Source organism: Bacteroides uniformis (assembly GCF_025147485.1).
Lineage (GTDB): Bacteria > Bacteroidota > Bacteroidia > Bacteroidales > Bacteroidaceae > Bacteroides > Bacteroides uniformis.
The window spans coordinates 3,984,357-4,011,068 of sequence record NZ_CP102263.1 but is presented as its reverse complement, the minus strand read 5'-3'; the positions used below and the strand labels follow the sequence as shown (position 1 = coordinate 4,011,068).

At 45.2% G+C, this 26,712-nt stretch carries 23 protein-coding genes; 17 read left to right on the top strand and 6 right to left on the bottom strand.

The features are described from left to right. Positions 1 to 7 precede the first annotated feature (7 nt). The 7 genes from NQ510_RS16255 (at position 8) to NQ510_RS16225 (ending at position 11,348) form a co-directional block, all read left to right on the top strand. Entirely contained in the window at positions 8 to 1,225 is a 1,218-nt protein-coding gene (locus NQ510_RS16255) for a glycosyltransferase (RefSeq protein WP_005831235.1), read from the top strand. Continuing rightward, complete coding sequence (locus NQ510_RS16250) at positions 1,222 to 2,448, top strand: glycosyltransferase family 4 protein (RefSeq protein ID WP_005831233.1); 1,227 nt, start codon at positions 1,222 to 1,224, stop codon at positions 2,446 to 2,448. Before NQ510_RS16255 ends, NQ510_RS16250 begins: the two co-directional genes overlap by 4 nt. Then, complete coding sequence (gene wecB, locus NQ510_RS16245; protein ID WP_005831231.1) at positions 2,445 to 3,515, top strand: non-hydrolyzing UDP-N-acetylglucosamine 2-epimerase; 1,071 nt, start codon at positions 2,445 to 2,447, stop codon at positions 3,513 to 3,515. Before NQ510_RS16250 ends, wecB begins: the two co-directional genes overlap by 4 nt. Positions 3,516 to 3,540: 25 nt before the next feature. Further along, complete coding sequence (locus NQ510_RS16240) at positions 3,541 to 6,441, top strand: FAD-binding and (Fe-S)-binding domain-containing protein (protein ID WP_005831228.1); 2,901 nt, start codon at positions 3,541 to 3,543, stop codon at positions 6,439 to 6,441. A 30-nt stretch (positions 6,442 to 6,471) separates the two neighbouring features. Then, positions 6,472 to 7,692 carry a DegT/DnrJ/EryC1/StrS family aminotransferase gene (locus NQ510_RS16235; RefSeq protein ID WP_005831226.1) on the top strand — a complete coding sequence of 407 codons (1,221 nt, stop codon included), beginning with the start codon at positions 6,472 to 6,474 and terminating at the stop codon, positions 7,690 to 7,692. Continuing rightward, positions 7,692 to 8,279 (top strand): sugar transferase, encoded by a 588-nt coding sequence (locus tag NQ510_RS16230; protein WP_005831225.1) that lies wholly within the window; start codon positions 7,692 to 7,694, stop codon positions 8,277 to 8,279. Before NQ510_RS16235 ends, NQ510_RS16230 begins: the two co-directional genes overlap by 1 nt. A 159-nt stretch (positions 8,280 to 8,438) precedes the next feature. Then, on the top strand, positions 8,439 to 11,348 hold the full coding sequence (locus NQ510_RS16225; protein ID WP_005831224.1) for a bifunctional fucokinase/fucose-1-phosphate guanylyltransferase: 2,910 nt from the start codon (positions 8,439 to 8,441) through the stop codon (positions 11,346 to 11,348). 6 nt (positions 11,349 to 11,354) lie between these two features. Here the strand turns inward: NQ510_RS16225 and rlmH are convergent, their stop codons facing one another. Beyond that, the gene (gene rlmH / locus NQ510_RS16220) at positions 11,355 to 11,828 is read right to left on the bottom strand and encodes a 23S rRNA (pseudouridine(1915)-N(3))-methyltransferase RlmH (protein ID WP_005831223.1); all 474 of its coding nucleotides are present in this window, start codon (positions 11,826 to 11,828) and stop codon (positions 11,355 to 11,357) included. A gap of 94 nt (positions 11,829 to 11,922) precedes the next feature. On the opposite strand from rlmH, the gene NQ510_RS16215 reads away from it, so the two are divergent. The 9 genes from NQ510_RS16215 (at position 11,923) to NQ510_RS16175 (ending at position 18,871) form a co-directional block, all read left to right on the top strand. Continuing rightward, on the top strand, positions 11,923 to 12,315 hold the full coding sequence (locus NQ510_RS16215; protein ID WP_005831222.1) for a DUF4783 domain-containing protein: 393 nt from the start codon (positions 11,923 to 11,925) through the stop codon (positions 12,313 to 12,315). Then, on the top strand, positions 12,308 to 13,156 hold the full coding sequence (gene nadC / locus NQ510_RS16210) for a carboxylating nicotinate-nucleotide diphosphorylase (RefSeq protein ID WP_005831220.1): 849 nt from the start codon (positions 12,308 to 12,310) through the stop codon (positions 13,154 to 13,156). Before NQ510_RS16215 ends, nadC begins: the two co-directional genes overlap by 8 nt. Before the next feature lie 230 nt (positions 13,157 to 13,386). Continuing rightward, positions 13,387 to 14,097: a hypothetical protein gene (locus tag NQ510_RS16205; protein ID WP_005831218.1), complete on the top strand. Its 711-nt coding sequence runs from the start codon at positions 13,387 to 13,389 to the stop codon at positions 14,095 to 14,097. Positions 14,098 to 14,103: 6 nt separating this feature from the next. Continuing rightward, on the top strand, positions 14,104 to 14,808 hold the full coding sequence (locus NQ510_RS16200; protein ID WP_005831216.1) for a hypothetical protein: 705 nt from the start codon (positions 14,104 to 14,106) through the stop codon (positions 14,806 to 14,808). 50 nt (positions 14,809 to 14,858) lie between these two features. Then, on the top strand, positions 14,859 to 15,467 hold the full coding sequence (locus NQ510_RS16195) for an RNA polymerase sigma factor (protein WP_005831214.1): 609 nt from the start codon (positions 14,859 to 14,861) through the stop codon (positions 15,465 to 15,467). Then, the gene (locus NQ510_RS16190) at positions 15,454 to 16,554 is read left to right on the top strand and encodes a porin family protein (protein ID WP_005831212.1); all 1,101 of its coding nucleotides are present in this window, start codon (positions 15,454 to 15,456) and stop codon (positions 16,552 to 16,554) included. Before NQ510_RS16195 ends, NQ510_RS16190 begins: the two co-directional genes overlap by 14 nt. 19 nt (positions 16,555 to 16,573) lie before the next feature. After that, the gene (locus NQ510_RS16185; RefSeq protein WP_005831209.1) at positions 16,574 to 17,131 is read left to right on the top strand and encodes a DUF4943 family protein; all 558 of its coding nucleotides are present in this window, start codon (positions 16,574 to 16,576) and stop codon (positions 17,129 to 17,131) included. Between the two features lie 48 nt (positions 17,132 to 17,179). Further along, entirely contained in the window at positions 17,180 to 17,842 is a 663-nt protein-coding gene (locus NQ510_RS16180; RefSeq protein ID WP_008664780.1) for a DUF4858 domain-containing protein, read from the top strand. A 78-nt stretch (positions 17,843 to 17,920) separates the two neighbouring features. Then, positions 17,921 to 18,871: an NAD(P)H-dependent flavin oxidoreductase gene (locus tag NQ510_RS16175; RefSeq protein ID WP_005831206.1), complete on the top strand. Its 951-nt coding sequence runs from the start codon at positions 17,921 to 17,923 to the stop codon at positions 18,869 to 18,871. A 93-nt stretch (positions 18,872 to 18,964) separates the two neighbouring features. Here the strand turns inward: NQ510_RS16175 and gadC are convergent, their stop codons facing one another. The 4 genes from gadC to NQ510_RS16155 all read right to left on the bottom strand — a co-directional run bounded on the left by gadC (position 18,965) and on the right by NQ510_RS16155 (position 24,032). After that, on the bottom strand, positions 18,965 to 20,551 hold the full coding sequence (gene gadC / locus NQ510_RS16170; protein ID WP_005831203.1) for a putative glutamine/gamma-aminobutyrate antiporter GadC: 1,587 nt from the start codon (positions 20,549 to 20,551) through the stop codon (positions 18,965 to 18,967). A 103-nt stretch (positions 20,552 to 20,654) separates the two neighbouring features. Then, positions 20,655 to 21,398 (bottom strand): potassium channel family protein, encoded by a 744-nt coding sequence (locus tag NQ510_RS16165; protein ID WP_005832258.1) that lies wholly within the window; start codon positions 21,396 to 21,398, stop codon positions 20,655 to 20,657. 109 nt (positions 21,399 to 21,507) lie between these two features. Then, entirely contained in the window at positions 21,508 to 22,473 is a 966-nt protein-coding gene (glsA, locus tag NQ510_RS16160) for a glutaminase A (protein ID WP_005831199.1), read from the bottom strand. A gap of 122 nt (positions 22,474 to 22,595) precedes the next feature. Next, entirely contained in the window at positions 22,596 to 24,032 is a 1,437-nt protein-coding gene (locus NQ510_RS16155) for a glutamate decarboxylase (RefSeq protein WP_005831197.1), read from the bottom strand. Positions 24,033 to 24,234: 202 nt separating this feature from the next. On the opposite strand from NQ510_RS16155, the gene NQ510_RS16150 reads away from it, so the two are divergent. Beyond that, the gene (locus tag NQ510_RS16150) at positions 24,235 to 25,458 is read left to right on the top strand and encodes an MFS transporter (RefSeq protein ID WP_005831195.1); all 1,224 of its coding nucleotides are present in this window, start codon (positions 24,235 to 24,237) and stop codon (positions 25,456 to 25,458) included. Between the two features lie 83 nt (positions 25,459 to 25,541). Here the strand turns inward: NQ510_RS16150 and ald are convergent, their stop codons facing one another. Continuing rightward, positions 25,542 to 26,648, bottom strand: a complete 1,107-nt coding sequence (gene ald / locus NQ510_RS16145; protein WP_005831193.1) for an alanine dehydrogenase — start codon at positions 26,646 to 26,648, stop codon at positions 25,542 to 25,544. Between the last annotated feature and the right edge of the window lie 64 nt (positions 26,649 to 26,712).

The following is a 26,712-nucleotide window of genomic DNA, read 5'->3' as shown; positions in this document are numbered from 1 at the left end:
AATCTTGATGAAAACGGTTTATTTGTTTACTAATACTTTTCCTTATGGAATAAACTCAGAAACTTTCATAGAGGAAGAGATGCGCGTCGCTGGAAATTTGGGATTACATATTGTCGTATTGCCTCTTCATCGAAAGAAGGTTTGTCGGTGTGTACCTTCAAATGTCGAAATTTGTAATTCATTGGCTGATACGAGTTTTATAAAGAAAATATATATCGCTTGTTTGATGCTATTTAGTCTGCATTTTTGGAAAATGTTATGGATTAAAGATAGACCACGTTCTCCCAATGAATTTTATCAAGGAATTAAGTATCTGTATGGTTCTTTTTGGATAAGCTCTTTTTTATCATCTCATAAATATATTTTTAAACAAGGTAGTGTTTTTTATAGTTACTGGTTTAATCATACACCTTTGGGATTAGGTTGGAGAATAAAGAAAGATGAGTATTATCGAGATTTTGTGCTTTACACTCGTGCTCATAGATATGATGTTTATGAGCGACAAATAGGTTCTTATATTCCTTATAGAAAAGAAGCGTTGGCCTATTTAAAAGGAGTGTTTTGTGTAGCGAAAGAAGGTAAGATATTTTTGCAAAAATGTTATCCAAATTATGCTGAAAAGATATTTTTAAGTCATTTGGGAGTATCGACAAAAGAACAGTATAATAAGAAAGTAAAGAAAGTGGCAGATATTTCTTTTATTTCATGCTCAAGTTTGACTGCTGTCAAACGGGTGGATTTCATTTTTAAACGAATAAATTCTTTTTGTGTAGCTCATCCGCAGCTTTGTATCAGTTGGACTCATATTGGGGGCGGACCATTATTGAGGGAATTACAGGCTTTAATAGAGAATAAATCGAAAAACCTGAATGTAATATTGACTGGTTATATCAGTAATTCGGATGTAAAACAATTGTATATGATGAATGATTTTGATTTGTTTGTTAATATGAGTTTATCAGAGGGGATTCCGGTTTCAATTATGGAAGCTATCAGTTTTGGGATTCCTATTATTGCTACAAATGTAGGAGGAAATGCTGAAATAGTAAATGATGAAACTGGTGTCTTAATACCAGTTAATATTGATCAGGCTGCTTTTAATGAAACAGTTTCGGATATTATGAATAAGATGGATATTCTGAAAATATCTACTATTTTATGTTATCAGAATGAGTTTAATGCAGACAAAAACTACCATTGCTTTTATAATCAAATTACTTTATGAATATTCTTCTTATTAATCATTATGCAGGTAGTCCTGATTTAGGCATGGAATTTCGTCCTTATTATATGGCTAAGGAGTGGCAGAAAGCAGGACATCATGTGCGAATTGTAGGAGGTTCTTTTTCGCATTTAAGAAAAAAACAACCTTGTGAGTATAGAGAAATCGTAGATAATGTTGAATATTGTTGGATTCCGGTTAATCGATATAAAGGGAATGGAGTAGGAAGGATTTTTTCCATGTTTTTGTTTGTATTCAAACTTTACCATTATTTTGTAGAGTATTTAAGGAATTTTGAACCTGACATTGTAATAGCGTCTTCTACTTATCCTTTAGATATTTATCCTGCTTATAAAATAGCCAAGCATTATCATGCAAAACTCATTTATGAAGTACATGATTTATGGCCATTATCCCCCATGGAACTAGGTGGATATTCTAAAAAGCACCCCTTTATCCAAATTATGCAAAAGGCAGAGAATGACTGTTATAGATATGTAGATACTGTCGTTTCCATGTTACCTAAGGCTGAGGAGCACATGAGAGAGCATGGATTGGGAAAAGGTAAATTTCATTATGTACCTAATGGCATTGTTTTATCTGATTGGAATAACCCTAAGGGGATTCCGGAAGAACATGGCTTATTATTGAGTAGATTTCAGAAAGAAGGAAAGTTTATAGTTGGTTTTGCCGGTGCTCATGGTATTGCAAATTCATTGTATGCTGTGATTGATGCGGTTTCGTCTCTCGCGGAGCAAAATGTGGTACTTGTTTTAGTCGGTGGAGGACAGGAAAAAGAAAATTTGATAAAATATGCACATAAGAAAGAAATTGTAAATGTTTACTTTCTTCCAACTATCGATAAATTGGCGATACCTAATTTGCTGAAAGAAATGGATGTGCTTTATATAGGCTTGCAAAAGCAGTCTTTATTTCGTTTTGGCATAAGTCCCAATAAAATGTTTGATTATATGATGGCTGCAAAACCAATTATACAGGCAATAGATGCCGGGAACAATTTGGTTGGAGAGGCTGATTGTGGCATTGATGTCGAACCGGATAACGTCGGTGAAATTAGTAAGGCTATTTTGGCGTTAAAATCCATGCCAGAAGAAGAAAGAAGAAGATTAGGAGAGAATGGTAAAAAATTTGTTCTCTCGAATCATACTTATCAAGTGTTGGGAAAGCGTTTTTTCGATATAATGAATAATCTTATAAAGAAATGAAAATAGTAACAATTATTGGGGCACGTCCTCAGTTTATAAAAGCTGCGGTTGTGAGTCGTGCTTTTGCAGCTTCTAAAGACGTAACAGAGATTATAGTACATACAGGTCAGCATTTTGACTCTAACATGAGTGATATCTTTTTTGAAGAGATGTGCATACCTAAACCGCATTATAATTTAAACATAAATGGATTGGGTCATGGTGCTATGACTGGGCAGATGTTGGAGAGAATAGAAGAGGTTCTGATAGAAGAGAAACCGGATTGGGTGTTAGTGTATGGAGATACAAATTCTACTCTTGCCGGTGCATTGGCCGCAAAGAAACTTCATATCAAGGTGGCTCATGTAGAAGCGGGACTACGTTCATTCAATATGGATATGCCGGAAGAGATAAACCGTATCTTGACAGACCGTATCAGTGACATTCTATTTTGTCCAACTGATAAAGCTACTGAAAATCTGGTCAATGAAGGATATGGCAATATTAGATGCCAAATAGTAAAGAATGGAGATGTAATGCAAGATGCTGCATTGTTTTATGCGGATAAATGCAGAAAACCAAACAGCAACTTACCGGATAAATTTGTTTTATGTACAGTACATCGTGCTGAAAATACGGATAATCTGGGACGTCTGAAGAATATTTTTATGGCTTTAGAAAATATATCTGATAAATGTAAGGTGGTATTGCCGCTGCATCCCCGTACTAAAGCCAAATTGATAGGAATAGGATATGATTTTTCCTGTTCTAATATATGCTTTATCCAGCCTGTTGGCTATTTGGAGATGGTTTGGCTTTTAAAGAATTGTGAGTTGGTAATGACTGATAGTGGTGGATTGCAAAAAGAAGCCTATTTCTTTGGTAAATATTGTGTGACTATGCGTGATGAAACAGAGTGGGTGGAACTTGTTGACAATGGATTTAACAGATTGGTAGGAAGCAATCAAGCGATGATAGAAGATACGTATGCTCTGTTGGTGGATGCTCCTAAAACGGGGTTTGAAAATAGACTTTATGGAAATGGAGATGCAGGAAATAAAATCTTGGAAAGTTTACAACTTTTATAATTGCTTTTTTAGCTTCTTTATTTGAATGAATTTTAAAGATTTACATATTCATGGTGAAGTAAGGACAGATTTACTTCATCGTATTCTTTATTCTACCGATGCTTCTGCATATAGGGAGACACCTCTTGCCGTAGCATTTCCTAAAGATGAAACAGATGTACAGGAGATTGTACGTTACGCTTCCAGAAATCATATTAATTTGATTCCCCGTGCAGGAGGTACATCTCTTGCGGGGCAGGTAGTCGGGAAAGGACTGGTAGTGGATATTTCCAAATATATGAATCATATTTTGGAAATAAACCCGGAGGAACGTTGGGTTAGGGTACAACCCGGAGTGGTATTGGATGAGTTAAATCTTTATTGTAAACTATACGGACTGTTTTTCGGTCCTGAAACCTCCACATCCAATCGTTGTTGTTTGGGAGGAATGGTCGGTAATAATTCATGTGGTTCTCATTCATTGGTATATGGCAGTACACGTGATCATCTGTTGGAGGCAAAAGTCATATTAAGTGATGGTTCTGAGGCTCTTTTGAAAGGGGTATCCCCCAAGGAAGTTGATAGCATACGTGCAGGAGCTTCATTGGAAAGTTCTATTTATGATCGGCTGATAACGTTGCTGTCAGATAAGGAAAATCAGAAAGAAATCGTGGATAACTATCCTGATACCTCTTTACGCAGAAGGAACTCCGGATATGCCATCGACGAATTATTGCATTCAGATTATTTTGACTCTAATAGTCAGGAACCATTCAATTTGTGTAAATTGCTGGCTGGTTCAGAAGGTACATTGGCTTTCGTTACTGAGCTAAAATTGCGTTTAGTACCTCTGCCACCAACAGAAAAAGCTGTGGTATGTGTGCATTGTTCAACTTTGGAGGAAGCATTTGTTGCCAATCTTGTGGTATTGAAGCATAATCCTGTAGCCATTGAGTTGATGGATAGCACAATTTTGGAATTAAGTAAACGGAACATATCACAAAACAAGAACAGATTCTTTGTTCAGGGAGATCCGGCTGCCATACTTATTATTGAGTTAGCAGAAAATACCCGTGAAGAGGTAGATAAGAAGGCTAACGAAATAGAGGCTGATTTAAGAGCACATAATTATGGAACTCATTACCCACGTGTCTATGGGAAGGATATCAGTCGTGTTTGGAGCTTGCGAAAAGCCGGGTTGGGCTTACTTTCCGGAATGCCGGGGAGTGCTAAACCTGTATCTGTTATAGAAGATACGGCTGTGGCCCCACAGCGTCTTCCTGCATACATTGCAGATATGAAAAAGATGCTTGACGGTTATGGCTTGAGTTGTGTGTATCATGCCCATATCAGTACCGGAGAGTTACACCTCCGTCCAGTTTTGAATTTAAAGGAAGAAAAAGATAGGAAGTTATTCCGTACGGTAGCTACCAAAACTGCTGAATTGGTAAAGAAACATAGAGGTTCTTTGAGTGGTGAGCATGGGGATGGTCGTTTACGTGGTGAATTCATTCCTTTATTATTGGGAGATAAAGTTTATAGTCTTTTGAAGGAGGTAAAGGAAATATGGGATTCTCCGCATATTTTCAATATGGGCAAAATTGTGGATACTCCTCCGATGGATGCTAATTTGCGTTATGAACAGTGGGATTTAGGAATAGATACTTATTTTGATTATTCTCGGCAGAAAGGATGGCTGTGTGCCATCGAACAGTGCAATGGCTCCGGGGATTGTCGTAAATCAGGCTTATTGGGCGGTACGATGTGTCCTACTTATCGCGCTACAAGAGATGAAAGAAATACTACGCGTGCTCGTGCCAATACACTACGTGAACTTTTGATACATCCGCTCCAGAAGGATATTTTTAATCAGGAAGAAATTCTGACCGCTTTGGATACTTGTGTTTCTTGTAAGGCTTGCAAGTCAGAATGCCCTTCGAATGTGGATATGGCCCGTTTTAAAGCGGAATACCTGCAACATCATTATGACAATGCCCATATTCCATTGCGCTCGCGTTTAATTGCCAATCTGACAAGTATGCAAAAGCTGGGTATGGCAGCGCCATGGCTCTATAATGCAATAATCTCAAATGTATTTACGTCTTCACTCATTAAACGGATATTGAAGTTTGCTCCTCAACGCTCTATTCCGAAGCTTTATAAAATGACTTTGCGGAGCTGGATGATAAAGCATCCGGATAATAAAACCCATGATAAGGGTAAAGTGTATCTGTTTGCAGATGAATTTACCAATTACACGGATGTGGGGATTGGCATAAAGTTCATAAAACTGCTGCGTACTTTAGGATATGAGGTGATTATCCCTAAGCATGTGGAGAGTGGACGTACAGAGTTGTCTAAAGGCTTCTTGAAAAGGGCTAAAGGCATAGCTGAGAAAAATATAGTTTTACTTAAAGAGATTATTTCTGAAGAAACTCCTTTAATAGGTATAGAACCTTCATGTATATTGGCTTTTCGGGATGAATATCCGGATTTAGTCAATGAAAATACCCGGGAAGATGCCCGTAGGCTGGCTGCTAATTGTTTATTGTATGATGAATTCATTGTGAAAGAAATCCATAAGGGAAATATAACACAAGAACAATTTACAGATTTTCCTTTACACATAAAATTGCATGGACATTGTCATCAGAAATCACTGGCTTCCATTGAACCTTCCAAGGAGATGCTTGCTTTACCTGAAAATTATCAGGTTGATATAATTCCTTCCGGTTGCTGTGGCATGGCCGGGGCTTTCGGTTATGAGAAAGAACATTATGCATTGTCCATGCAGATAGGAGAGCAGTCATTATTTCCTGCTGTTAGGCAAGCTGAAACTGAAATTTGTATCTCTGCTCCTGGTACGAGTTGCAGGCAACAGATAAAGGATGGTACAGGCAGGCAAGCTTATCATCCTATAGAAATCTTATATGATGCCCTTTTGTAGCATTCTTTCCTATTTAAATATACATTAATCATGAAAATTCCATTTTCGCCTCCTTACATTGATGACACTGTCATCAGTGAGGTGGTTGATTCATTACGTTCCGGCTGGATAACTTCCGGTCCGAAAGTAAAAGCATTGGAGGAAGAAATAAAACTTTTCTCCAATGCAAAAGAAGTGCTGTGTGTGAACTCGTGGACATCGGGAGCTATCATGATGCTTCGTTGGCTGGGTGTTCATTCTGGGGATGAGGTGATTGTGCCGGCCTATACCTATAGTGCTACTGCTCTGGCTGTACTCCACGCTGGTGCAAAACCGGTTATGGTGGACTCTGGAAAAGACTTTAATATTTCAGTAGAGGCTATTCGCAATGCCATCACTTCAAAGACAAAGGCTATAATCCCGGTTGATATTGCAGGATTTCCTTGCGATTATGAGCGCATCATGGAGTTGGTGAATGAACCGGATATACGTGGCATGTTTCAACCGACATCGTCAGTACAAGAACGATTGGGGCGTATCTTGGTTATGAATGATGCTGCACATTCTTTGGGAGCATATTACAGTAGGAATCAAAGAACGGGTTGTGAAACGGATATTGCTATATTTTCACTTCATGCGGTGAAGAATGTTACAACTGCGGAAGGTGGTGCCATTTGCCTTAATTTGCCTGCTCCCTTTGACAATGCGGAACTTTATAAGGAGCTCCATATGATGAGTCTGAATTGCCAGACAAAAGATGCTTTTTCAAAGTCGAAAGCCGGTGGTTGGCGTTATGACATTGTGGGGTTGGGAATGAAAATAAATATGGCTGATGTGAATGCGGCTATCGGACTGGCTCAGATACGAGAGTATCCTGCTCTTCTGAAGGAACGTAGAAGGGTATTCAATACTTATTCCAAAGCTTTTGCAGATTACGATTGGGCTATAATTCCTCCTTCGGTAGATGGTGAAAAGGAAAGCTCCTATCATATCTACGCATTAAGAATCAAGAATTTTACGGAAGAACAGCGTGACCGTATGATTGATGAAATAGCCAAGGCGGAAGTAGCGGTCAATGTGCATTTCATTCCGATGCCGATGCTTTCATTTTTCAAATCCTTGGGATATGACATAAAAAACTATCCTCAAGCTTATGAGAATTTTAAGGGGGAAATTTCTTTGCCTATTTATCCTCAGCTGGATGAGGAACAGCTGAACTTCATTATTAATGTTGTAAAGGCCGCATATATAACAGTTGCAGGTACTGAGTGATGATTCGCTTTCTTGATTTTATCTTTTCTCTTTTGGGAATAATTCTACTTTTCCCCGTATTTCTTGTGTTATATTTCGCCGTCCGATTGGAAAGTAAAGGTGGTGGTTTTTATAAACAACTACGTGTGGGACGTGGAGGGACGGATTTTTACGTCTATAAGTTCCGTTCAATGCGTATAGGAGCTGATAAGCAAGGTTTGATAACTGTAGGTGGACGGGATCCTCGGATTACTCAGGTCGGATATTTTATTCGCAAATATAAATTAGATGAGCTACCTCAGTTATTTAATGTACTGAAAGGTGATATGAGTTTAGTAGGCCCACGTCCGGAAGTCCGAAAGTATGTAGAACTATATACGGATGAACAACGTAAAATACTTTCTGTTCGTCCTGGAATAACAGATTATGCTTCCATAGAATATGTTGATGAGAATACTATACTTGGGCAGGCTGATGATGCGGATAAAGCGTATGTAGAACGGATTTTACCGGATAAGATACAGTATAATATGAAATATATCAATCATCGGTCAGTGAAAGAATATTTCAAAATTATCTTTTTGACCATATGGAGTATCATACATTGAAAAGACGATTGTGCATGGTTATAAACTGGTTATTTATTCCTCATTATGTTCGTAAAACAAAATAAGGGAATTATTTTCGGAAAAAATTGTTAGAACTTATGTCAATTGCCCAATATTGTTTTACTTTGCTGTCAAATAGTAAGCAATACAGCAATTGATATGCAGAAATTATTGTCTTTGCCGCCTAATCTGGTGTCGGCATTCTATGAACTGGAAAATGTGGACCGTACGAAATGGTTTTGTACTTCCGACCCGGTGGGAATGAAACTTGGCTCGGGCGGGGGAACTACCTGGCTCTTGAGAGAATGGCAGAAGGAACGGGATAGGAAGTATTTGGCGGAGGAGCGTATTCCAACAGAAAAGTGCATTCCAACAGAGAAAAGCCTTCCAGCAGAGAAGCGTATTCTGCTGCATGCCGGAGGACAAAGCCGTCGTTTACCGGGATATGCACCGTCGGGCAAGATATTGACCCCGATTCCGGTGTTTCGCTGGGCGCGTGGACAAAAACTGGGACAGAATTTATTATCCCTTCAACTCCCACTTTACGAAAAGATTATGGAGCGTGCTCCCGAAAGGCTGCGTACGCTGATTGCCAGCGGTGATGTGTATATCCGTGCGGAAAAGCCGCTTCAAGAGATTCCCGATGCAGATGTGGTGTGCTACGGATTGTGGGTAGACCCGTTGCTCGCTACACATCATGGTGTGTTTGTCTCGGATCGGAATCAGCCGGAATCCTTGGACTTCATGCTTCAGAAACCCTCTCTGGAGGAATTGGAAAACCTCTCCAAGACACATCTCTTTTTAATGGATATCGGCATCTGGCTATTGAGCGACCGGGCCGTTGACTTGCTGATGAAACGTTCGCAGAAGGCAGATGGGGCTTTGGACGTGGATACGCCATATTCCGACTTGAAATACTATGACTTGTATGCTGACTTTGGCTTGTCCTTAGGAAATCATCCCCGTATTGAGGATGAAGAGCTGAATAGCCTCTCCGTCGCCATATTGCCTTTGCCCGGAGGCGAATTCTACCATTATGGAACAAGCCGCGAACTGTTGTCTTCAACCGTCACCTTACAGAATAAGGTCTACGACCAGCGCCAGATTATGCACCGGAAGTTGAAGCCCAATCCGGCCATCTTTGTGCAGAATGCAGAAGTGCATCTCCCCCTTACTCCGAAGAACGACAGTCTTTGGATTGAAAATAGCTTTGTTGGGGCTTCTTGGCGGCTGGGGGCACGGCAGATTATCACGGGTGTTCCCAAGAATGACTGGAGGCTGACCATTCCAGACGGTATCTGCATTGATATAGTTCCGCTTGCCGACCAGCGCTGGGCAGTACGCCCCTATGGTTTTGACGATACTTTTAAGGGGGATATTCGGGATGAAAAGACACTGTTCCTTGGAATGTCGTTTTCGGAATGGCTGGTCGAACGGGAATTGTCGGTGGAAGACATCACCGGCAGAAAAGAGGACCTGCAGGCTGCTGCCATCTTCCCGGTTGTGGAAGATAAAGAGCAGATGGGGACAGTGCTTCGATGGATGGTTTCCGAACCGGGCTTGACGGAAGGAAAGGCTGTCTGGCTGGAAAGTCGTCGGTTGTCCGCCGACGAAATTTCAGCACAAGCCGACTTGCGTCTGCTGTATGCACAGCGGGAGAGCTTCTGCAAAGGAAACTGGGAAGTGCTGGCACGCAACCATGCAAAGAGTGTATTCTATCAACTCGACTTGATGGATGTGGCCGGTGAATTCCATAAATTCGGCATTGACAAGCCGGAAGTGTTGCCGACAGATGCCTCGCTGATGCAGCGTATCCATAACCGGATGCTGCGTGCACAGATTGAGAAGCTGGACGGAAGGGACTTCAAGGCAGATGAGCAGGCCGCATTCAACTTGTTGCGCGAAGGATTGCTGACTGATTTGTATGAACGCAAGAGCAGTCCTCGCCTGAATGTGTATAGTGACCAGATTGTATGGGGGCGTAGCCCCGTACGCATAGATATGGCGGGAGGATGGACGGACACTCCGCCTTACTCCTTGTTTGCCGGTGGGAGTGTGGTGAATATTGCCATTGAACTGAACGGGCAGCCGCCTTTACAAGTGTACATCAAACCTTGCGCGGAGCATCGCATCGTGTTGCGCTCCATTGATATGGGAGCCATGGAGGTGGTGAATACTTTTGAGGAATTGCAATCCTATTGCATGATAGGTTCCCCCTTTTCCATTCCCAAAGCAGCATTGGCGCTGGCCGGGTTTGTTCCGGCTTTTTCAGAAACGGCTTATCCTTCGCTGGAAAAACAACTGGAAGCCTTCGGCACAGGTATAGAGATTACATTGCTTTCTGCCATACCTGCAGGTTCCGGTCTGGGCACAAGCTCCATTTTGGCTTCTACTGTCTTGGGTTCATTGAGTGACTTTTGCGGACTGATGTGGGATAAGAACGAAATATGCCGCCGTACGCTTGCCCTGGAACAGTTGCTGACGACCGGTGGCGGTTGGCAAGACCAATACGGTGGGGTACTGCAAGGTATCAAACTGTTGCAGACGGAGGCTGGATTTGCCCAGCAGCCATTGGTACGCTGGTTGCCCGAGCATTTGTTTACCCATCCGGAATACCGAGATTGCCATCTGCTGTATTATACGGGCATTACGCGTACAGCCAAGGGCATCCTTGCAGAAATAGTACGCTCCATGTTCCTCAACTCTTCCCTGCACCTGGGGTTATTAGAAGAGATGAAAGCACATGCCTTGGATATGGCCGAAGCCATTCAACGGAATGACTTCAAGAGTTTCGGAACACTGGTAGGCAAGACATGGATGCAGAAGAAGGCACTGGACAGTGGAACAAATCCTCCTGCCGTAGAGGACATCATCTGTCAGATAAAAGACTATACCTTAGGATATAAACTGCCGGGAGCCGGTGGGGGAGGTTATCTGTATATGGTGGCTAAGGATCCGCAGGCAGCCCTGCGCATCCGTGAGACCTTGACGCTGAATGTACCGAATCCGAGAGCCAGGTTCGTAGAAATGTCACTCTCGGATAAGGGATTCCAGGTGTCGCGGAGCTGAAATTCATCATTCATGATGATACGGCCCCCCGTTCAGTATGGTCATCGCCCGGTAGAGTTGCTCCACAAAGATGAGGCGCACCATCTGATGGGAAAAGGTCATGCGTGAGAGGGACATCTTCTCGTGTGCCGCTTCGTACACTTTGGGGGAGAATCCGTAAGGGCCTCCGATAATAAATACCAGCCGTTTGTTCACGGTATTCATCTTGCGCTTCATATAGTCTGCAAACTCTATGGAGCGCATTTCTTTTCCACCTTCGTCCAGCAGTACGACCACATCTCCCGGCTGGAGAGCTTTCAATATCAGTTCCCCTTCCTTTTCCTTCTGCACTTCCATGGAGAGACTCTTGGTGTTTTTCAGTTCGGGGATGACTTCCATCTCGAATGAGAGATAACGCTTGGTACGTTGCACATAGTCGTTGATGGCTGTTATAAAGTGTTGTTCTACAGTTCGTCCTACAACGAGCAGAGTAGTTTTCATACTGGTTCTGTTTTGATTAGCGCACAAATTTAGCATTTTTTTATTGTATTTTGAGACAAATGCTTACCTTTGCCTATCATAAATACTTGTGAAAATGAAAAAACGGGTAATCTTTTTGTTGACCGGTCTCTTCATTTGGACGTCTGTGCTGCTGGCCCAGAATGTTCCCGAGGGAGTGATTGGAGCCTTCAAGGAAGGAAACTCTCAGGAGCTCAACAAGTATCTGGGTGACAAGGTCGATTTAATCATTCAGAATAAGTCGACCCACGCCGATAAGCGGACGGCAGAGGGCACAATGGCTGCTTTCTTCTCCAACCACAAGGTCGGCAGTTTTAATGTGAACCATCAGGGGAAGCGCGATGAGTCCGGTTTCGTCATCGGTATCTTGATGACCGCAAATGGAAACTTTCGGGTGAATTGTTTCTTCAGAAAAGTACAGAACAAATATGTCATACATCAAATAAGGATAGATAAAACAGATGAATAAGGAAGAAGAATTGATTGACAGGCTGATAGACCTGGCTTTCGCCGAAGATATAGGCGATGGAGACCATACAACCCTTTCGTGCATTCCTGCTACGGCAATGGGCAAATCCAAACTGTTGATAAAAGAACCGGGCATCCTGGCCGGTATCGAGATAGCAAAGGAGGTGTTCCGCCGTTTCGATCCTACCATGAAGGTGGAAGTGTTCATTAATGATGGTACAGCCGTAAAGCCGGGCGATGTGGCCATGATTGTGGAAGGCAAGATACAGTCTTTGTTGCAAACGGAGCGTCTGATGCTGAACATCATGCAGCGCATGAGTGGCATTGCCACCATGACACATAAGTATGCCGAGCAACTGAAAGGTACGAATACCCGTGTACTTGATACCCGCAAGACTACTCCGGGCATGCGTATCCTCGAGAAAATGGCAGTGAAAATCGGTGGCGGCGTAAACCACCGTATCGGCTTGTTCGATATGATTTTGCTGAAAGACAACCATGTGGACTTTGCGGGAGGCATCGACAAGGCCATCAACCGTGCGAAGGAATATTGCAAGGGAAAAGGCAAGGACCTCAAGATAGAAATAGAAGTGCGCAACTTCGACGAATTGCAGCAAGTGCTCGATTTGGGTGGTGTAGACCGTATCATGTTCGACAACTTTACGCCGGCAATGACAAAGAAGGCCGTAGAGATGGTAGGCGGCCGCTATGAAACGGAATCTTCCGGCGGCATCACGTTTGATACGCTCCGCGACTATGCCGAATGCGGTGTGGATTTTATTTCCGTAGGAGCTTTGACGCACTCTGTGAAAGGATTGGACATGAGCTTTAAAGCATGTTGACAAAGGCGGAAAGCATTATTGCAGAATAATAAGGAAAGCCTCTCATAAAGAATGTTGCATTACGGCAGACTTATGAGAGGCTTTCTCTTGATAACCAGCAGAGTAATGACTCCTGAAAAAACAGATGGTGTATTGGGGTGAAACAGATGGTCTGTTGGGGACGGATAGATGATGCGTTTGGCTATAACGGATGATGTGTTTCAGAGTAATGGATAATAGCGTAGGAAGATATGAAAAACATAACATGGAATAAAGTAAAAACAACTGTCAAAGGTTGGCAAGTGGGAGACTACATCCGGCAGACTTCCATTGTGGTGATTGGTGTACTGATTACCTTTGCCGGTAGTGAGTTGGTTACTCAAAACTCCGAGAAGAAAGATATTCAAGCCACCATGTCGCTGATTAGGGATGAACTGAAAAGCAACCGGGAGAATTATGAGAGTATCGTTTCAGAGTTTAGAGAGGATGAACGTCTTTCCAGCTTATTGGTGGAGTATGACTTAAAGCATCGGACGATACCAGAAGATTCATTGATACAGTTCCGCTTTCTTATGGGGCATATCCGCAGTTTTTATTATAGTCAGAATGCATTGGATATACTTAAAAACTCCATGTTGATGCAGAAGATTTCAGATAAAGAGCTACTGTTGCAGTTGACCGGAATCTATGAGGTATTGGATGGATTTAGGGCGACTATGAATGGCTATTACGATATGAAGGACGAAATTATGGTTCCTTTCCATTTGGCATTGACTGATGAACAGACGGACCAGATAAATCGTGGAGGATATGAGGCGTGGGATATTTACTTGTCGGACAGGTCGGTACGGAACTTTGTCAGGGTAGCGCGGAACTATTTTACGCCGGACTATGTAGAACGTGTGGGAAAACGTATAGACGAGGCAATACAAGCGCTTGAGAAAAAGTATCATTTAGAATGAAAAGATATGGGAAAGACAAGCTTTAACAGGTTGAACCATAAGATAAAAAGTTGGCGCATAGGTGATTATTTCCGCCAGTTCAGTATTGTGGCTGCGGGCATCATTGTCACTTTCTGGGGAAATGACCGGATTACCGAGAATGCCCGCCAAAAGGAAGTGCGTGCTACGATGCAGTTGGTAACGGAAGAGTTGGAATATAATAGGCAGGAGCTCCGTAATATAAAGCACTTGTTGGATATTGACATACACATGAGTCTGTTGTTGAGGGAACATGATATGGATGTATCCAAGATACCGACAGATACTCTGTGGAAGTATGGCAAGTTTTTCAATAATATGGATGAATTTTCTTATAGGACAGATGCGCTGGATGTGCTGAAAGGTTCTTCATTGATGCAGTATATACCGGACAAACGTATGTTGCAGGATGTATTGCAGACTTATTTTGAGTTGGGCAGGAAACAAAAGGATGTCAGTGATTACTATGCAACGAAAACAGATGCTCTTATGAGTGCTGCCATGTCCAGGGAGTGGGCGAATGTTTTTGACGGTGGCGACGGTCTTCGGGACCAGGCCTTGTTTCTTGTGCAGTATAAGAAATTTATCAATTACGTCAACATGGTTCCCGGTTTTCTGTATTGGCATGAATTTGATGAATTGGATGAAAGGCTGGCCAAGCAGATTCAAGTATTGAAAGCCAAATATAAGTAATCTCCGTTCTTTAACATCTTTTTATATTTAATTCAGCAGCATTTTCAAAAATGCTGCGTCTAACTAACAAACGACGCGAAGAGGCGTCCGTAAAACGAGCACTGACATTGGAAAATGAGATAGAACTGATTGAGGGCTGCCGGGCAGGAAAGGATTCCGCCCGAAAGGAATTATACACCCTCTACTCCAAGCAGATGCTGGCGGTATGTTACCGCTATACGGGCGATGTCGATGCGGCCCATGACGTATTGCACGATGGCTTCATCAAAATTTTCACCCACTTCACCTTCCGTGGCGAATGTGCATTGAGTACCTGGGTGACAAGGGTAATGGTGACGCAGGCGATAGACTACCTGCGGAAACAGCAACGTTTCAGCCAACTGGTGGTGAATGAGGAACAATTGCCCGACATTCCGGATGAAGCAGGCATTGCCGAAACCGGAGGCCGTATTTCCGAAGAAATGCTGATGGCGTTCGTGGCGGAACTTCCCGATGGATGCCGTACTGTATTCAACTTATACGTCTTTGAGGAGAAATCGCACAAGGAAATAGCCGAAATCCTCCACATCAAAGAGCATTCGTCTACCTCGCAGTTGCATCGTGCTAAGTGTTTGTTGATAAAAAGAATTAAAGAATATACTGAATATGAGAGAAAATGATGAAATAACCGGTTTGTTCCGCAGTCGTCTTGCCGGCGCAGAGATGACAGTGCGGGAGGACTTCTGGGAAGGGTTGCAACGTGACTTGCCGTCACCGGTTGCCGCAAAAGGCAGGAGGCCGCTTTTTCTTTCTCCGAGGTTTCACCGCGTAGCCGCAGCCGCCTCTGTTGTATTTGTACTGGGAGCTGCTTCTGCCGCTTTCTGGTATTTCTCTCCGAAAGAGGAAATCAAGGAGGCCTTTACACAAGTGGCGGCCATGACGCCGGAAGGTAACTTGAACGGGGATGTGGTGCAGGAAAGTTTTCCCTCTATTCATCAGGCCAACCCCATGGCACAAAAGTCCGGTACACAGCATCCCGCCAACGGCATTCCGGCAGGATTGACGGCGCAGGCCGATGAGGATGAATCCATGTCTGTCCATGTTTCCATCCGGATTACCCAACGGGTGTACGGAAACCAGCAGCAGCCGGGAAACGGTTATTACAGTAACGGAACTCCGGCCGGAAACGGGAACTACCATTCAAATCCTGGCCATAAGGATGCTGATATAGATAGAATGCTGCCATCTTCTGAGGAAGAACCGGCAAAGTCTGTGGCTGTATCGCCATCTAAGCCCCGTAATTGGGCATTGAAAGCAGGCATCGGCACTTCCCTGCCGAAAGGGAATTTCCATATGCCGTTCACGGTCGGGGTAAGCGTGGAACGTTGTTTGAACAAGCATTTCTCCTTGGAAGCCGGTCTTCAGTATAATTGCTTGGATGGTGACCATACGTTGCATACGCTGGGAATTCCGGTAAGGCTGAACATGATGCTGGCCAGTACGCCGAAAGTGGATTTCTATGCTATGGTAGGTGGAGCAGCCGAGAAATGCATTGCAGGTGCTCCGGACAATGGTTTCGGTGCAGAGCCGGTACAGTTGTCGGTTGCTGCCGGAGTAGGGGTACGCTATAAAATGAACAACCGTTTTGCCTTGTTTGCAGAGCCGTCTGTATCCCATCATTTCGATACGGACTCGCAGACAAGAACCTTGCGTACGGAACGGCCCACCAATCTGAATCTGTTGTGCGGCGTGCGCATGACTTATTAATCTTAAATACCATACAAATATGAAGACTCTATACAATAAATTACATATATTCGGGCAGACTATGCTGCTCGTATTCTTTACTCTTTCTGTTCTCTCTTTGAGCTCTTGCAGCAAAGAAACGTTGGACTACAACCATCCGGATGTAGACTTGTTTGTCAAGCAGTTGAAGGCTGGCAAATATTCTACCCAAAGTCCGGATGGATTGAGTAACATGCCCAAGTTCACTTCCGAAGATATAGAGGAATTGCTGAAGTATGCCGAGGACTTGACGGTCATTCCCTCTTTCCCCCTGGCTCCGGTATCCTATTCGGCAGGTGGCAAGCTGCGTTTGGGCGAATGCATCCTGTGGACGGTAGAGACTATCCGTCTCGGGAACAATGCTTCGATGGGATGCAAGATGGTACATACGGATGCGGAGAATTATGAAGGTATCTATTTCCTTTCGGACGAAGAGGTGCTGGATGCCGCTTCGCGCTACCGCCGCTGGTGGGAAACCCGTAAGTATCCACGGACTATGTGGACGATTGATCCCTGCTATGACGAACCGCTTTGTGGCAGCGGATATATGTGGTGGTGACCTGTTTTTAGGGATTAAGGATTAGGTATTAAGTAATCAAACTGTCAGGTGAAGAGATTTATACTTGTAATGGGGCTGCTCTGTGCAGTAGCCTTCCCTTGTTATGCCCAAAACTGGACCCCTCAGGACTCGTTGAGGCTGAACCGGTTGCTGAAGGGCGAGGGGGAGGTAAAACTGAATCCGGAGGTATTGCAGGAATTGGAAATGAACAATTCTCTGGGTACTCCGAAAGCGGTGATGGACAAGTCGTGGATGGATTTTGATAATTCATTGCCCGTCATGCCGAAAGCGCCCGAGAAAAAAGTGGTGCTTACCTTACGTCCTTATACAGCCAATACCAAATATAATTGGGACCCCATTTATCAGAAAAAAATCAAGGTAGACAAGGATACTTGGCGAGGAGATGAATTCTATGCGCTTAAGATTCTGATGATTCCTACGAACTGGGCTAAACATCCGTTTGATGCCGGTCCGCGTGAGACGGTGGAGCAGATTGAAGCAACCGGTTTGCGTTACCGGGTGACGGAGCGGGCCAATAATATGGCTGTGGGCGGTTGGCAGGGTGCCAGTGGCGGTGGAATTTCCGGTTTAGACCTGATGACACCTTTTACCCGTGAGTTTTGGAATTTCAAAGGCCGCAAGCGCCGTGCCCGTACGCTGGAAGTATTGAAGGCGTATGGAGATTCGATAACTGTTTTGGAACAACAGTAATTTATCACTTTTTGTCAAATTTTGGACTTTCTTTCTCCTCTTCTTGTTTTCATTAGTAAACCTTTAAAAAAAGTAATAATGAACAGAGTGACTTCTCTATTTGGAATAAGATATCCGATAATTCAAGGTGGTATGGTGTGGTGTAGCGGCTGGAGACTTGCTGCTGCTGTAAGCAATGCGGGAGGGCTGGGCTTGCTCGGCGCAGGTTCGATGCATCCCGAAACGTTGCGGGAGCATATCAGGAAATGCCGTGAGGCTACGCATCATGCTTTTGGTGTGAATATTCCCTTGATGTATCCCCAGATAGAAGAGATAATGCAGATTGTGGCCGACGAGGGAGTGAAGATTGTATTTACATCTGCCGGCAGCCCGAAGAAATGGACTGGTTGGTTGCACGAGCGTGGCATCACGGTGGTGCATGTTGTTTCGTCCTCGCGTTTTGCCGTGAAGGCAGAAGAGGCGGGTGTTGATGCAATAGTTGCCGAAGGCTTCGAAGCCGGTGGGCACAATGGGAGGGAGGAGACTACCACCCTGTGCCTGATACCAGCTGTACGTGCAGTTACTACACTTCCGCTGATTGCCGCCGGTGGCATTGCAACGGGTGAGGCCATGCTGGCTGCCCGGGTGCTGGGTGCGGAAGGTGTGCAGATTGGTACACGCTTTGCCTTGACGGCAGAGAGTTCTGCAAACGAGGTATTTAAGGATTACTGCTTGCATTTGGAAGAAGGGGATACCCGTCTGCTTTTGAAGAAATTGGCTCCGGTGCGTCTGGTGCGCAATAACTTTCGCAGCGCCGTAGAGGCTGCTGAGGCTGTGGGAGCTTCAGAGGAAGAACTTCGTATCCTTTTAGGGCGCGGCCGTGCCAAACGTGGTATTTTTGAAGGTGACTTGGAAGAAGGGGAACTGGAAATAGGGCAGGTATCTGCCTTGCTGCATGGAAAGGGAGTGCAGTCTGTGGCGTCGGTCATGCAAGAGTTGGTGGAGGAGAGCAGAAGGGCGTGGGAGAGAATGCAGGAATTGGATTTCTGACTATTCCCGTCTTCTGGTATCATATAACACTAAAAAAGGAATATTCCCGGTGATTTCGGGGATATTCCTTTTTTAGTTCCAATTTATAACCTTTTATCCTTTGGGGATATTGGTTGTGTCTTTTGCCATATTTCCACTTGTGGCGGAATTACTTGTGCCATTGTTGCTGGTAGTGGCGCTACCGGTAGCCATATTTGTTGCGCTTTTACCGGCTGTCTGCACAGCGGGTTGCTCTTCCCAGTGGAATGGTTCGAAGCTACTGTTCGGGTCAACCCAGGACGGTTTTTTGGAAGCATAAATAATGAACGGGGCAATGACTACAATCAGTGCACCGATGATGAGCACGGAGAACCATACTGTGTTGCTGCCTGTTGAGATTTGGCTGGGTGGGATAAAGCTCAGTACGAATGCCAGCAATGACCCGCAGAAACCAAGTCCACCGATGAGCCACATCAGTCCGTTGCCATTCTTGCCGATACGGAACGGACGGTTCAGCTTCTTCATCTTATAACGCAGCACGATGGCTCCGGAGAACATCAGCATATACATGATAAGATAGAGGACTACAGTCAGCTGTGATAGAATCTGGTAGAAACTCTGTACGGAAGGCATGACTACGAACAGAAGGCTCAGTACGGTTACTGCACCGCCTTGTACATAAAGGATATTCTTCTGTACGCCCAGCTTGTTTGTCTTTTGGAAGAACGGAGGCATGTAGCCTGCTTTTCCTACGGCAAAGATACCTTTGGACGGACCAGCAACCCATGTCAATACACCTGCCAGTACGCCGAATGCCAAAGCGATGGCAATAATCGGTGACAGCCAGGAGGCGCGGATGTAATGGAAATAGTTATCGAAGCCTACAAGCAGACTCTGTGTCAGACTGATGTCTTTGGCCGGGATGATGATGCCCAGTGAGAAAGTACCGAGCACGAAGATGATAACCGTAATGGCCGCACCGATGAACACTGCCTTCGGATAATTCTTGGAGGGATTGTTCACGTCTTTTACGTGGATACCGCCCATTTCCATACCGGCATAGAAGAGGAAGATACTGGCAGCAAGCACCACGTTGTCGAAGTTCGTCAAGTCGGGGAAGAAGCTGCTGTGGAAATCCAGGTTGGAGTGTCCGCCGGTGGCAAGGTAGATAATACCCAGGATAATCAGCAGTGCGGCAGGGATAATAGTCCCGACCAGGCCGCCGACCTTTGCCACTTTACCTACCCAGCTCATGCCCTTCATGGAGATGAACGTAGCCAGCCAGTAGATGATGAGGACAACAACGAGTGAGTAATACTTGTTGTTGGCCAGTGACATGTCGTGTACGTCGTTCATGCCGATGAAAGCAATGGATACGGCACCGAATGTCAATACGGTAGGATACCAGATTGTACTTTCAATCCATTGTACCCAGATGGCAAGGAAGCCCAGTTTTTTTCCGTAGGCTTCGCCCACCCAGCGGAACACACCGCCTTGCTTGTCTTGAAACATGGCAGCCAGTTCCGCGGCGACAAGTGACGTCGGAATCAGAAAAACAATGGCTGCAAATAAGTAGTAGAAGGCCGAACTCATTCCGTACACGGCCTCGGCAGGAAGTCCACGTAGGGATACTACTGCCGTCACATTCATGATTGCCAGGGTAAATACACCCAGCTTCACTGTTTGTTTAATATTTGCCATAAGTTAAGGTTTTAGATGAAAAATATATTCAAAATCAGCGTCTATAACAACACTTGGGGAGAGTTGTTCCCAACGGATAAGTGAAAGTTCCGGTTTTAACTATTCAGGAAGCGTCGGCTTTGGGCGCGGGCTTCTGTGCAACTTTCTTGTAGAACTCTTCTTTTTCCTTATTGCGCCGTTCGACCAGGCTCGTTACATACACTGTAAAGATAGGGAACATCATCATGCCCAGCGCAGCCAGCAGTACGGACAGTACCCGTCCGGTGGGAGTGACTGCTATGATATTGGAACCCACCGTCGTCACGTCCATAAATGCCCACCATAAGGCGTCTCCATATCCTTTGACTAAAGGATTGGGACCATGCTCCATGACATAAAAGGCCAGACTGGAAAAATAGACAGTGGCCAGCAACATGGTAAGGTAGGAAACGAACAGTCCCGATGCGCGGTTGTACGTCAGCCAACCCACCACGATAGCCATGGCGTAACCACCCCGCACTAATGGGATGAAACGCAGCATATAGGTTATCTCGGGTGAGAAAGTCCATCCCATATAGGCAATGATGTTTTGATAGGGTATAGCTACCAGCAGGAAAATGAAATGCGTGGCCACGTAGTGACCCTTCTTCTCTGCCAGGAACCATTCCAATACAAAATCTGCCAGGAACAGGGCACATATCCACAACTGTACTTTCATGTAGACCGACTGTTCGTAAAAGGGGATCCCCTTGAACGTGTCGACAGAGATGCTGATAACTAAAAATAGCGACAGTATCAATATAATGACATGCAGTATGCCATAGATACCTTTTTCCCGCAATACAAATTCTGATAGAGCCATTTTCATGATGAAGTCCATTATAAAGTCATAAGTTATGAGTTATAAGTCATTTGCTGATTACGGTGCCTACCAACAAATAACTCATAACCTATAACTCATAACTAAAAAGAGAAACTTATTCTGTAATCGTTACGTTATCACCGTTGAACACACCCAGGCCGAGCTTGTTCATGATGAACTTGATTGCCGATTGGGCCTTTACGGAGTTTCCCGCTTCGTCTAGGGGAGGAGCGAAGGCCGATACTCCCATGACACCGGGCAATACGGCCATTACACCACCGCCTACACCGCTTTTGGCCGGTATGCCGGCGGTGTACATCCAGTCGCCGGAATGCTCGTAGAAGCCTACGGTCGAAATCATCGACGTAATTTTCGGTGCCAGGCTGGCTTCGAACACCGTTTGTTTGGTGACGGGGTTCACACCGTTATTGGCGATGGTTCCTGCGGCAATGCCCAGTTGCTGGGCCGTGATGCCGAGAGAACACTGGCGGGTATAGAGGTCGAGTGCCATATCCGGATCATCGTAGATGCGGTTGTAGTTTTTCAGCAGCCAGGCAATGGAGCGGTTGTTGAAGTTGGTAGCCGTTTCCGATTTGTACAGTTCGTCGATGAGTTGTGGGGCAGAGCCGCACAGCTCAGTGACATTCTGTACAATGGCATCCCATTTTTTGTCGGAGTTTCCCACTGGCTGCACCATGGAACAGGCGGAAATGGCACCGGCATTTACCAATGGAGTGGAAGGGTGGTCGTTTTCCAGCAAGATGGCGATGATGGAGTTGAACGGTAGTCCCGTGGCATCGGCACCTATCATGTCCAGCACTTTCTGCGCACCGTATTGGCGCAGGATAAGGATGGCTGTGTGTACCTTCGAGACGGACTCTATACCGAAACGATAGTCTGTGTCACCTATATTGATGGTCTGCCCGTTCATCAGGCAGATGCTGAGTCCGAATAGTTTGGAGTCTATGTTGGCAAGGTAGGGAATATAATCCGCATTCTTGCCTCCTGTGCTGCCCTTCACCTCATTGTAGGCTTCTTGGGCAACCTCCTTTATTTGTGAAATTGATATTTTCTTTTCCATAAACACGTTGTGATGTACGATTAGACGATGTACGATTTACGATTGAAATTACTCCTTTAAACGTAGTCCGTATCAAGAGAAACTCTAATCGTACATCGTAAATCGTTTAATCGTAAATTAATTTATTTTTTATGAGTACGGCATCCGTGGTTGAATATTTTGGTTTCCACCGGCAGGTTCTTTTCCTGTGCCATACGGGTAGGAGTCGGGTAATCCAGTTTCTCCAGCTCCGTGATGGCATTCTTGATGTCACCCAGCAGCATGTCTGCCATGTCGCGGCTGAATCCTTGGCGAACAACGACGCGCATTACGACGTAGTCTTCCAGCTTTGAAGGCAGTGTATAGGCGGGTACCATCCAACCGTGTTGTGACAGCTTGTCCTGCAGGTCATACAGAGTCCATTTGGCAGCTCTTGCATATTCCGGTTTCAAATACCAGATAAACAGCGGGTTCACAACCTCGTCGGAATAGTTTACGAACGGAGCCATCTTGCCGATTTCGTCATGGATATACTTGGCGATGGTCAGAGAGTTGTACTGTACTTCCTTGTAACCCTGGAATCCCAAACGGATGAACTGGTAATATTGACCCAGAATCTGTGCGGCAGGACGGGAGAAGTTCAGGCCTACCTGAGTAATGTTGGCACCGAGGTAGTTTACGCTGAATGACATTTCTTCGGGCAGATATTCCTTGCCTTTCCAGCAAACCCAGCCCAGACCCGGATAAACCAGACCGAATTTGTGTCCGCTGACGCTGATGGAGAGTACCCACTTCAGACGGAAGTCCCATTTCTTTTCGGGATAGAGGAACGGGAGGATGAAACCGCCGCTGGCGGCATCTACGTGGATAGGAATGTCGTAGCCGGTCTTCGCATTGTAGGCATCGAGGGCTTTGTCGAGGGCTTCGACGTCATCGTTCAGTCCTGTCCATGTAACGCCTTGGATAGGCACGATACAGATGGTGTTCTCATCACACATCTTCAAGGCTTCTTCGGGGTCGAGCGTGGTCTTGTCCAGTGTCAAAGGCACTTCACGCATTTCAATCTGCCACAATTGGGCGAATTTTTCCCATACCACCTGGAAACCAGTTGAAATAACGAAGTTTGGTTTGTCGAACGGTTTGCCTTGCGCCTGACGTTTCTTGCGCCAGCGCAACCAGGCTGCCACACCACCCAGCATACATGCCTCCGAGGAACCGATGGCAAGTGCGCCGGTTTTCCAGGTTTCTTTTTCAGGAGAGTTCCAGAGGTTGGCCACGATGTTGATACATTTACCGTTCATTACGGCGATGCGCGGATATTCGGTCTCGTCAATGTAGTTGATGTTGATGGCTTCGTTCATCAGCTTGGTTGCATATTCGTCCATATAGGTAGTGACGAATGTAGCCAGATTCAAGCGAGGCTGCGTTTGGGCGAAGGTCTCGTCTTTCACCATCTGATAGGCGATTTCCGGGGTAGTAGGTCCGTCGGGAATCTTTTCTACGGGTGAGGGTTGTAACATACGGTTTGAACCGAATACTTCAGTTTTTGCATCTCCTTTTCTGAAATTCAAATCTTCCATATTAATAAGTTTTTTAAAGGTTTAGGCGGCGGGGCTTTTCCCCGTCGAATTTCCCACAACAACGGGGTTTGCGGATGAAAGTTCCGGGGTTTTGCATTATTTGGCGTTTATTAAAGGGCAGCGTAGTAAAATCTTAAAAAACGAACATTCTGAAGGTAGGTTTGTTGTTCCCACATTATTCATTTAATTAATATACTACTATATGAAAATCAATACCGGAAGGGGTACAATCCCCCTTATCACGCTTGTCGGCATTTGGTCAGTCTCTGCATTGACTTCCTTGCCGGGATTGGCCGTATCACCTATTTTGGGACAGCTTACTACCATTTTTCCATATGCTACAGAACTGGATATACAGATGCTTACCTCCCTGCCTTCGCTGCTGATAATTCCTTTTGTGCTATTGGCGGGCAAGCTGGCCGAGAAACGTGACTTTGTGCGTCTGCTGAAAGTGGGACTTTGGATGTTTGCCGCCAGTGGGGTACTTTATCTTTTTTCGGACAAAATGTGGCAGTTGATGGTGGTCAGTGCTTTGCTCGGCATTGGCTCGGGACTGATAATCCCGTTGTCTACCGGTTTGGTTTCACGTTATTTCACGGGGGAGTATAGGGTAAAGCAGTTTGGTTACAGTTCTGCCATCACCAATGTGACGCTGGTTGTGGCAACGGCGGTGACTGGGTATCTGGCAGAGGTAAACTGGCACTTGCCTTTCGTGGTATATCTGCTTCCGTTGGTTTCTCTGCTGCTTGTCGGGTATTTGAAGGGAGATACCGGTCAGCCGCAGAAAACAGAAGATACGGCTACCGTTGTTCCGGAGGAATCCAAGCGTGCGATTCCCGGTAAATACGGCATCCATGTCCGCCATCTGCTACAGTTGATGCTGTTTTATGGCGTCACTACGTATGTAGTGCTGGCGGTTACTTTTGACTTGCCTTTTTTGATGGAGGCCCATCACTTCTCCAGCGGAAATTCCGGATTGATGATCTCCTTATTCTTCCTTGCCATTATGGCTCCGGGTTTCTTCCTGGGGCATATCGTGAAGTGGATGGGGAAACACACAAAGTTTTACAGCCTTTTGTCCATTGCAGCGGGTTTGCTTTTGATATGGATTTCGCCTAAAGAATGGCTGATAATACCGGGATGTATGTTGGTTGGTTTGGGATATGGTGTCATTCAACCGCTGATTTATGACGAGACAGTAGATACGGCTATACCGGAAAAAACAACTTTGGCACTGGCCTTTGTAATGGTAATGAATTATCTGGCGATTCTATTGTCCCCGTTCATTACAGACTTCTTTCAGACCTTGTTCCACACTAATTCCAAGGAATTTCCGTTTATTTTCAACCTCTGCATCACACTGCTCGCTATGTGGTGGGAGTATGCGAGGAAGAAGGATTCTTTGTTGGGGGGGAGTTATGAGTGATGAGTGATTTGTTGGTAATTGTGCTGCGCTACCATGCTGAAAGGAAAATACCAACAAATCACTCATCACTTATAACTTATAACTTATAACTCAATCGCCTCATATTTCAGCCCGAAGACGTCGGCTACAGCTTTGTATGTTACTTTGCCTTCCACTACGTTCAATCCTTGCGCCAGAGCCGGGTCGTCCTTGCAGGCTTGTCTCCAGCCTTTGCATGCCAGGGAAACAGTGTAGGGCAGGGTGGCATTTGTCAGTGCCATGGTGGAGGTGAAGGGTACGGCGCCGGGGATATTGGCAACGGCGTAGTGTACAATTCCGTCCACAATGTAGGTAGGGTCGCTGTGCGTGGTGGGGTGGGAGGTTTCGAAACAACCGCCCTGGTCGATGGCTACGTCTACGAGTACCGTACCGGGTTTCATCATCTTCAGCATTTCGCTGGTGATGAGGTGTGGGGCCTTGTCACCGGGGATGAGGACGGAACCGATTACCAAGTCGATGTTCGGCAATTCCATCTTGATGTTATGGGTGGAAGAATAGAGTGTCTTTACGTTTTTCGGCATCACTTCACTCAGGTAGCGCAGGCGGGGAAGGTTGATGTCGGCAATCAGTACCTCGGCACCCATTCCGGCAGCTATCTGTGCGGCATTGGTGCCCACGATACCACCTCCAAGGATAAGTACGCGTGCGGGACGTACGCCCGTTACTCCGCCCATCAGTTTTCCCTTGCCGCCTTGTGGCTTTTCAAGGAAGCGGGCTCCTACTTGGGTAGCCATGCGTCCTGCCACCTCACTCATAGGAGTAAGTAGCGGAAGTGAGTGGTCTTCTTTTTCCACGGTTTCGTAGGCGATGCAGACGGCACCGCTTTCAATCATGGCTTCGGTCAGCAATTTATCGGCTGCAAAGTGGAAATAGGTGAATACCACTTGTCCCTTTTTAATCAGTTTGTACTCCGGTGCAATAGGTTCCTTTACCTTGACAATCATGTCGGCTGCGGCATACGTGTCTTCAATGGTCGGTAAAGTCTTTGCACCTACGGCGATGTAGTCATCGTCGGAGAAACCGCTGTTTACGCCTGCTGTGGCTTGCACATACACCGTATGACTTTTTTTCACCAATTCGGCTACTCCGGCAGGGGTCATTCCCACGCGGTTCTCGTTGTTCTTGATTTCTTTAGGTACTCCGATAATCATAACCTTAAAGTTTTAATTGGGGGGTTAAACATGGCGCAATATAGCGATTTCCCGGCTTGGATGT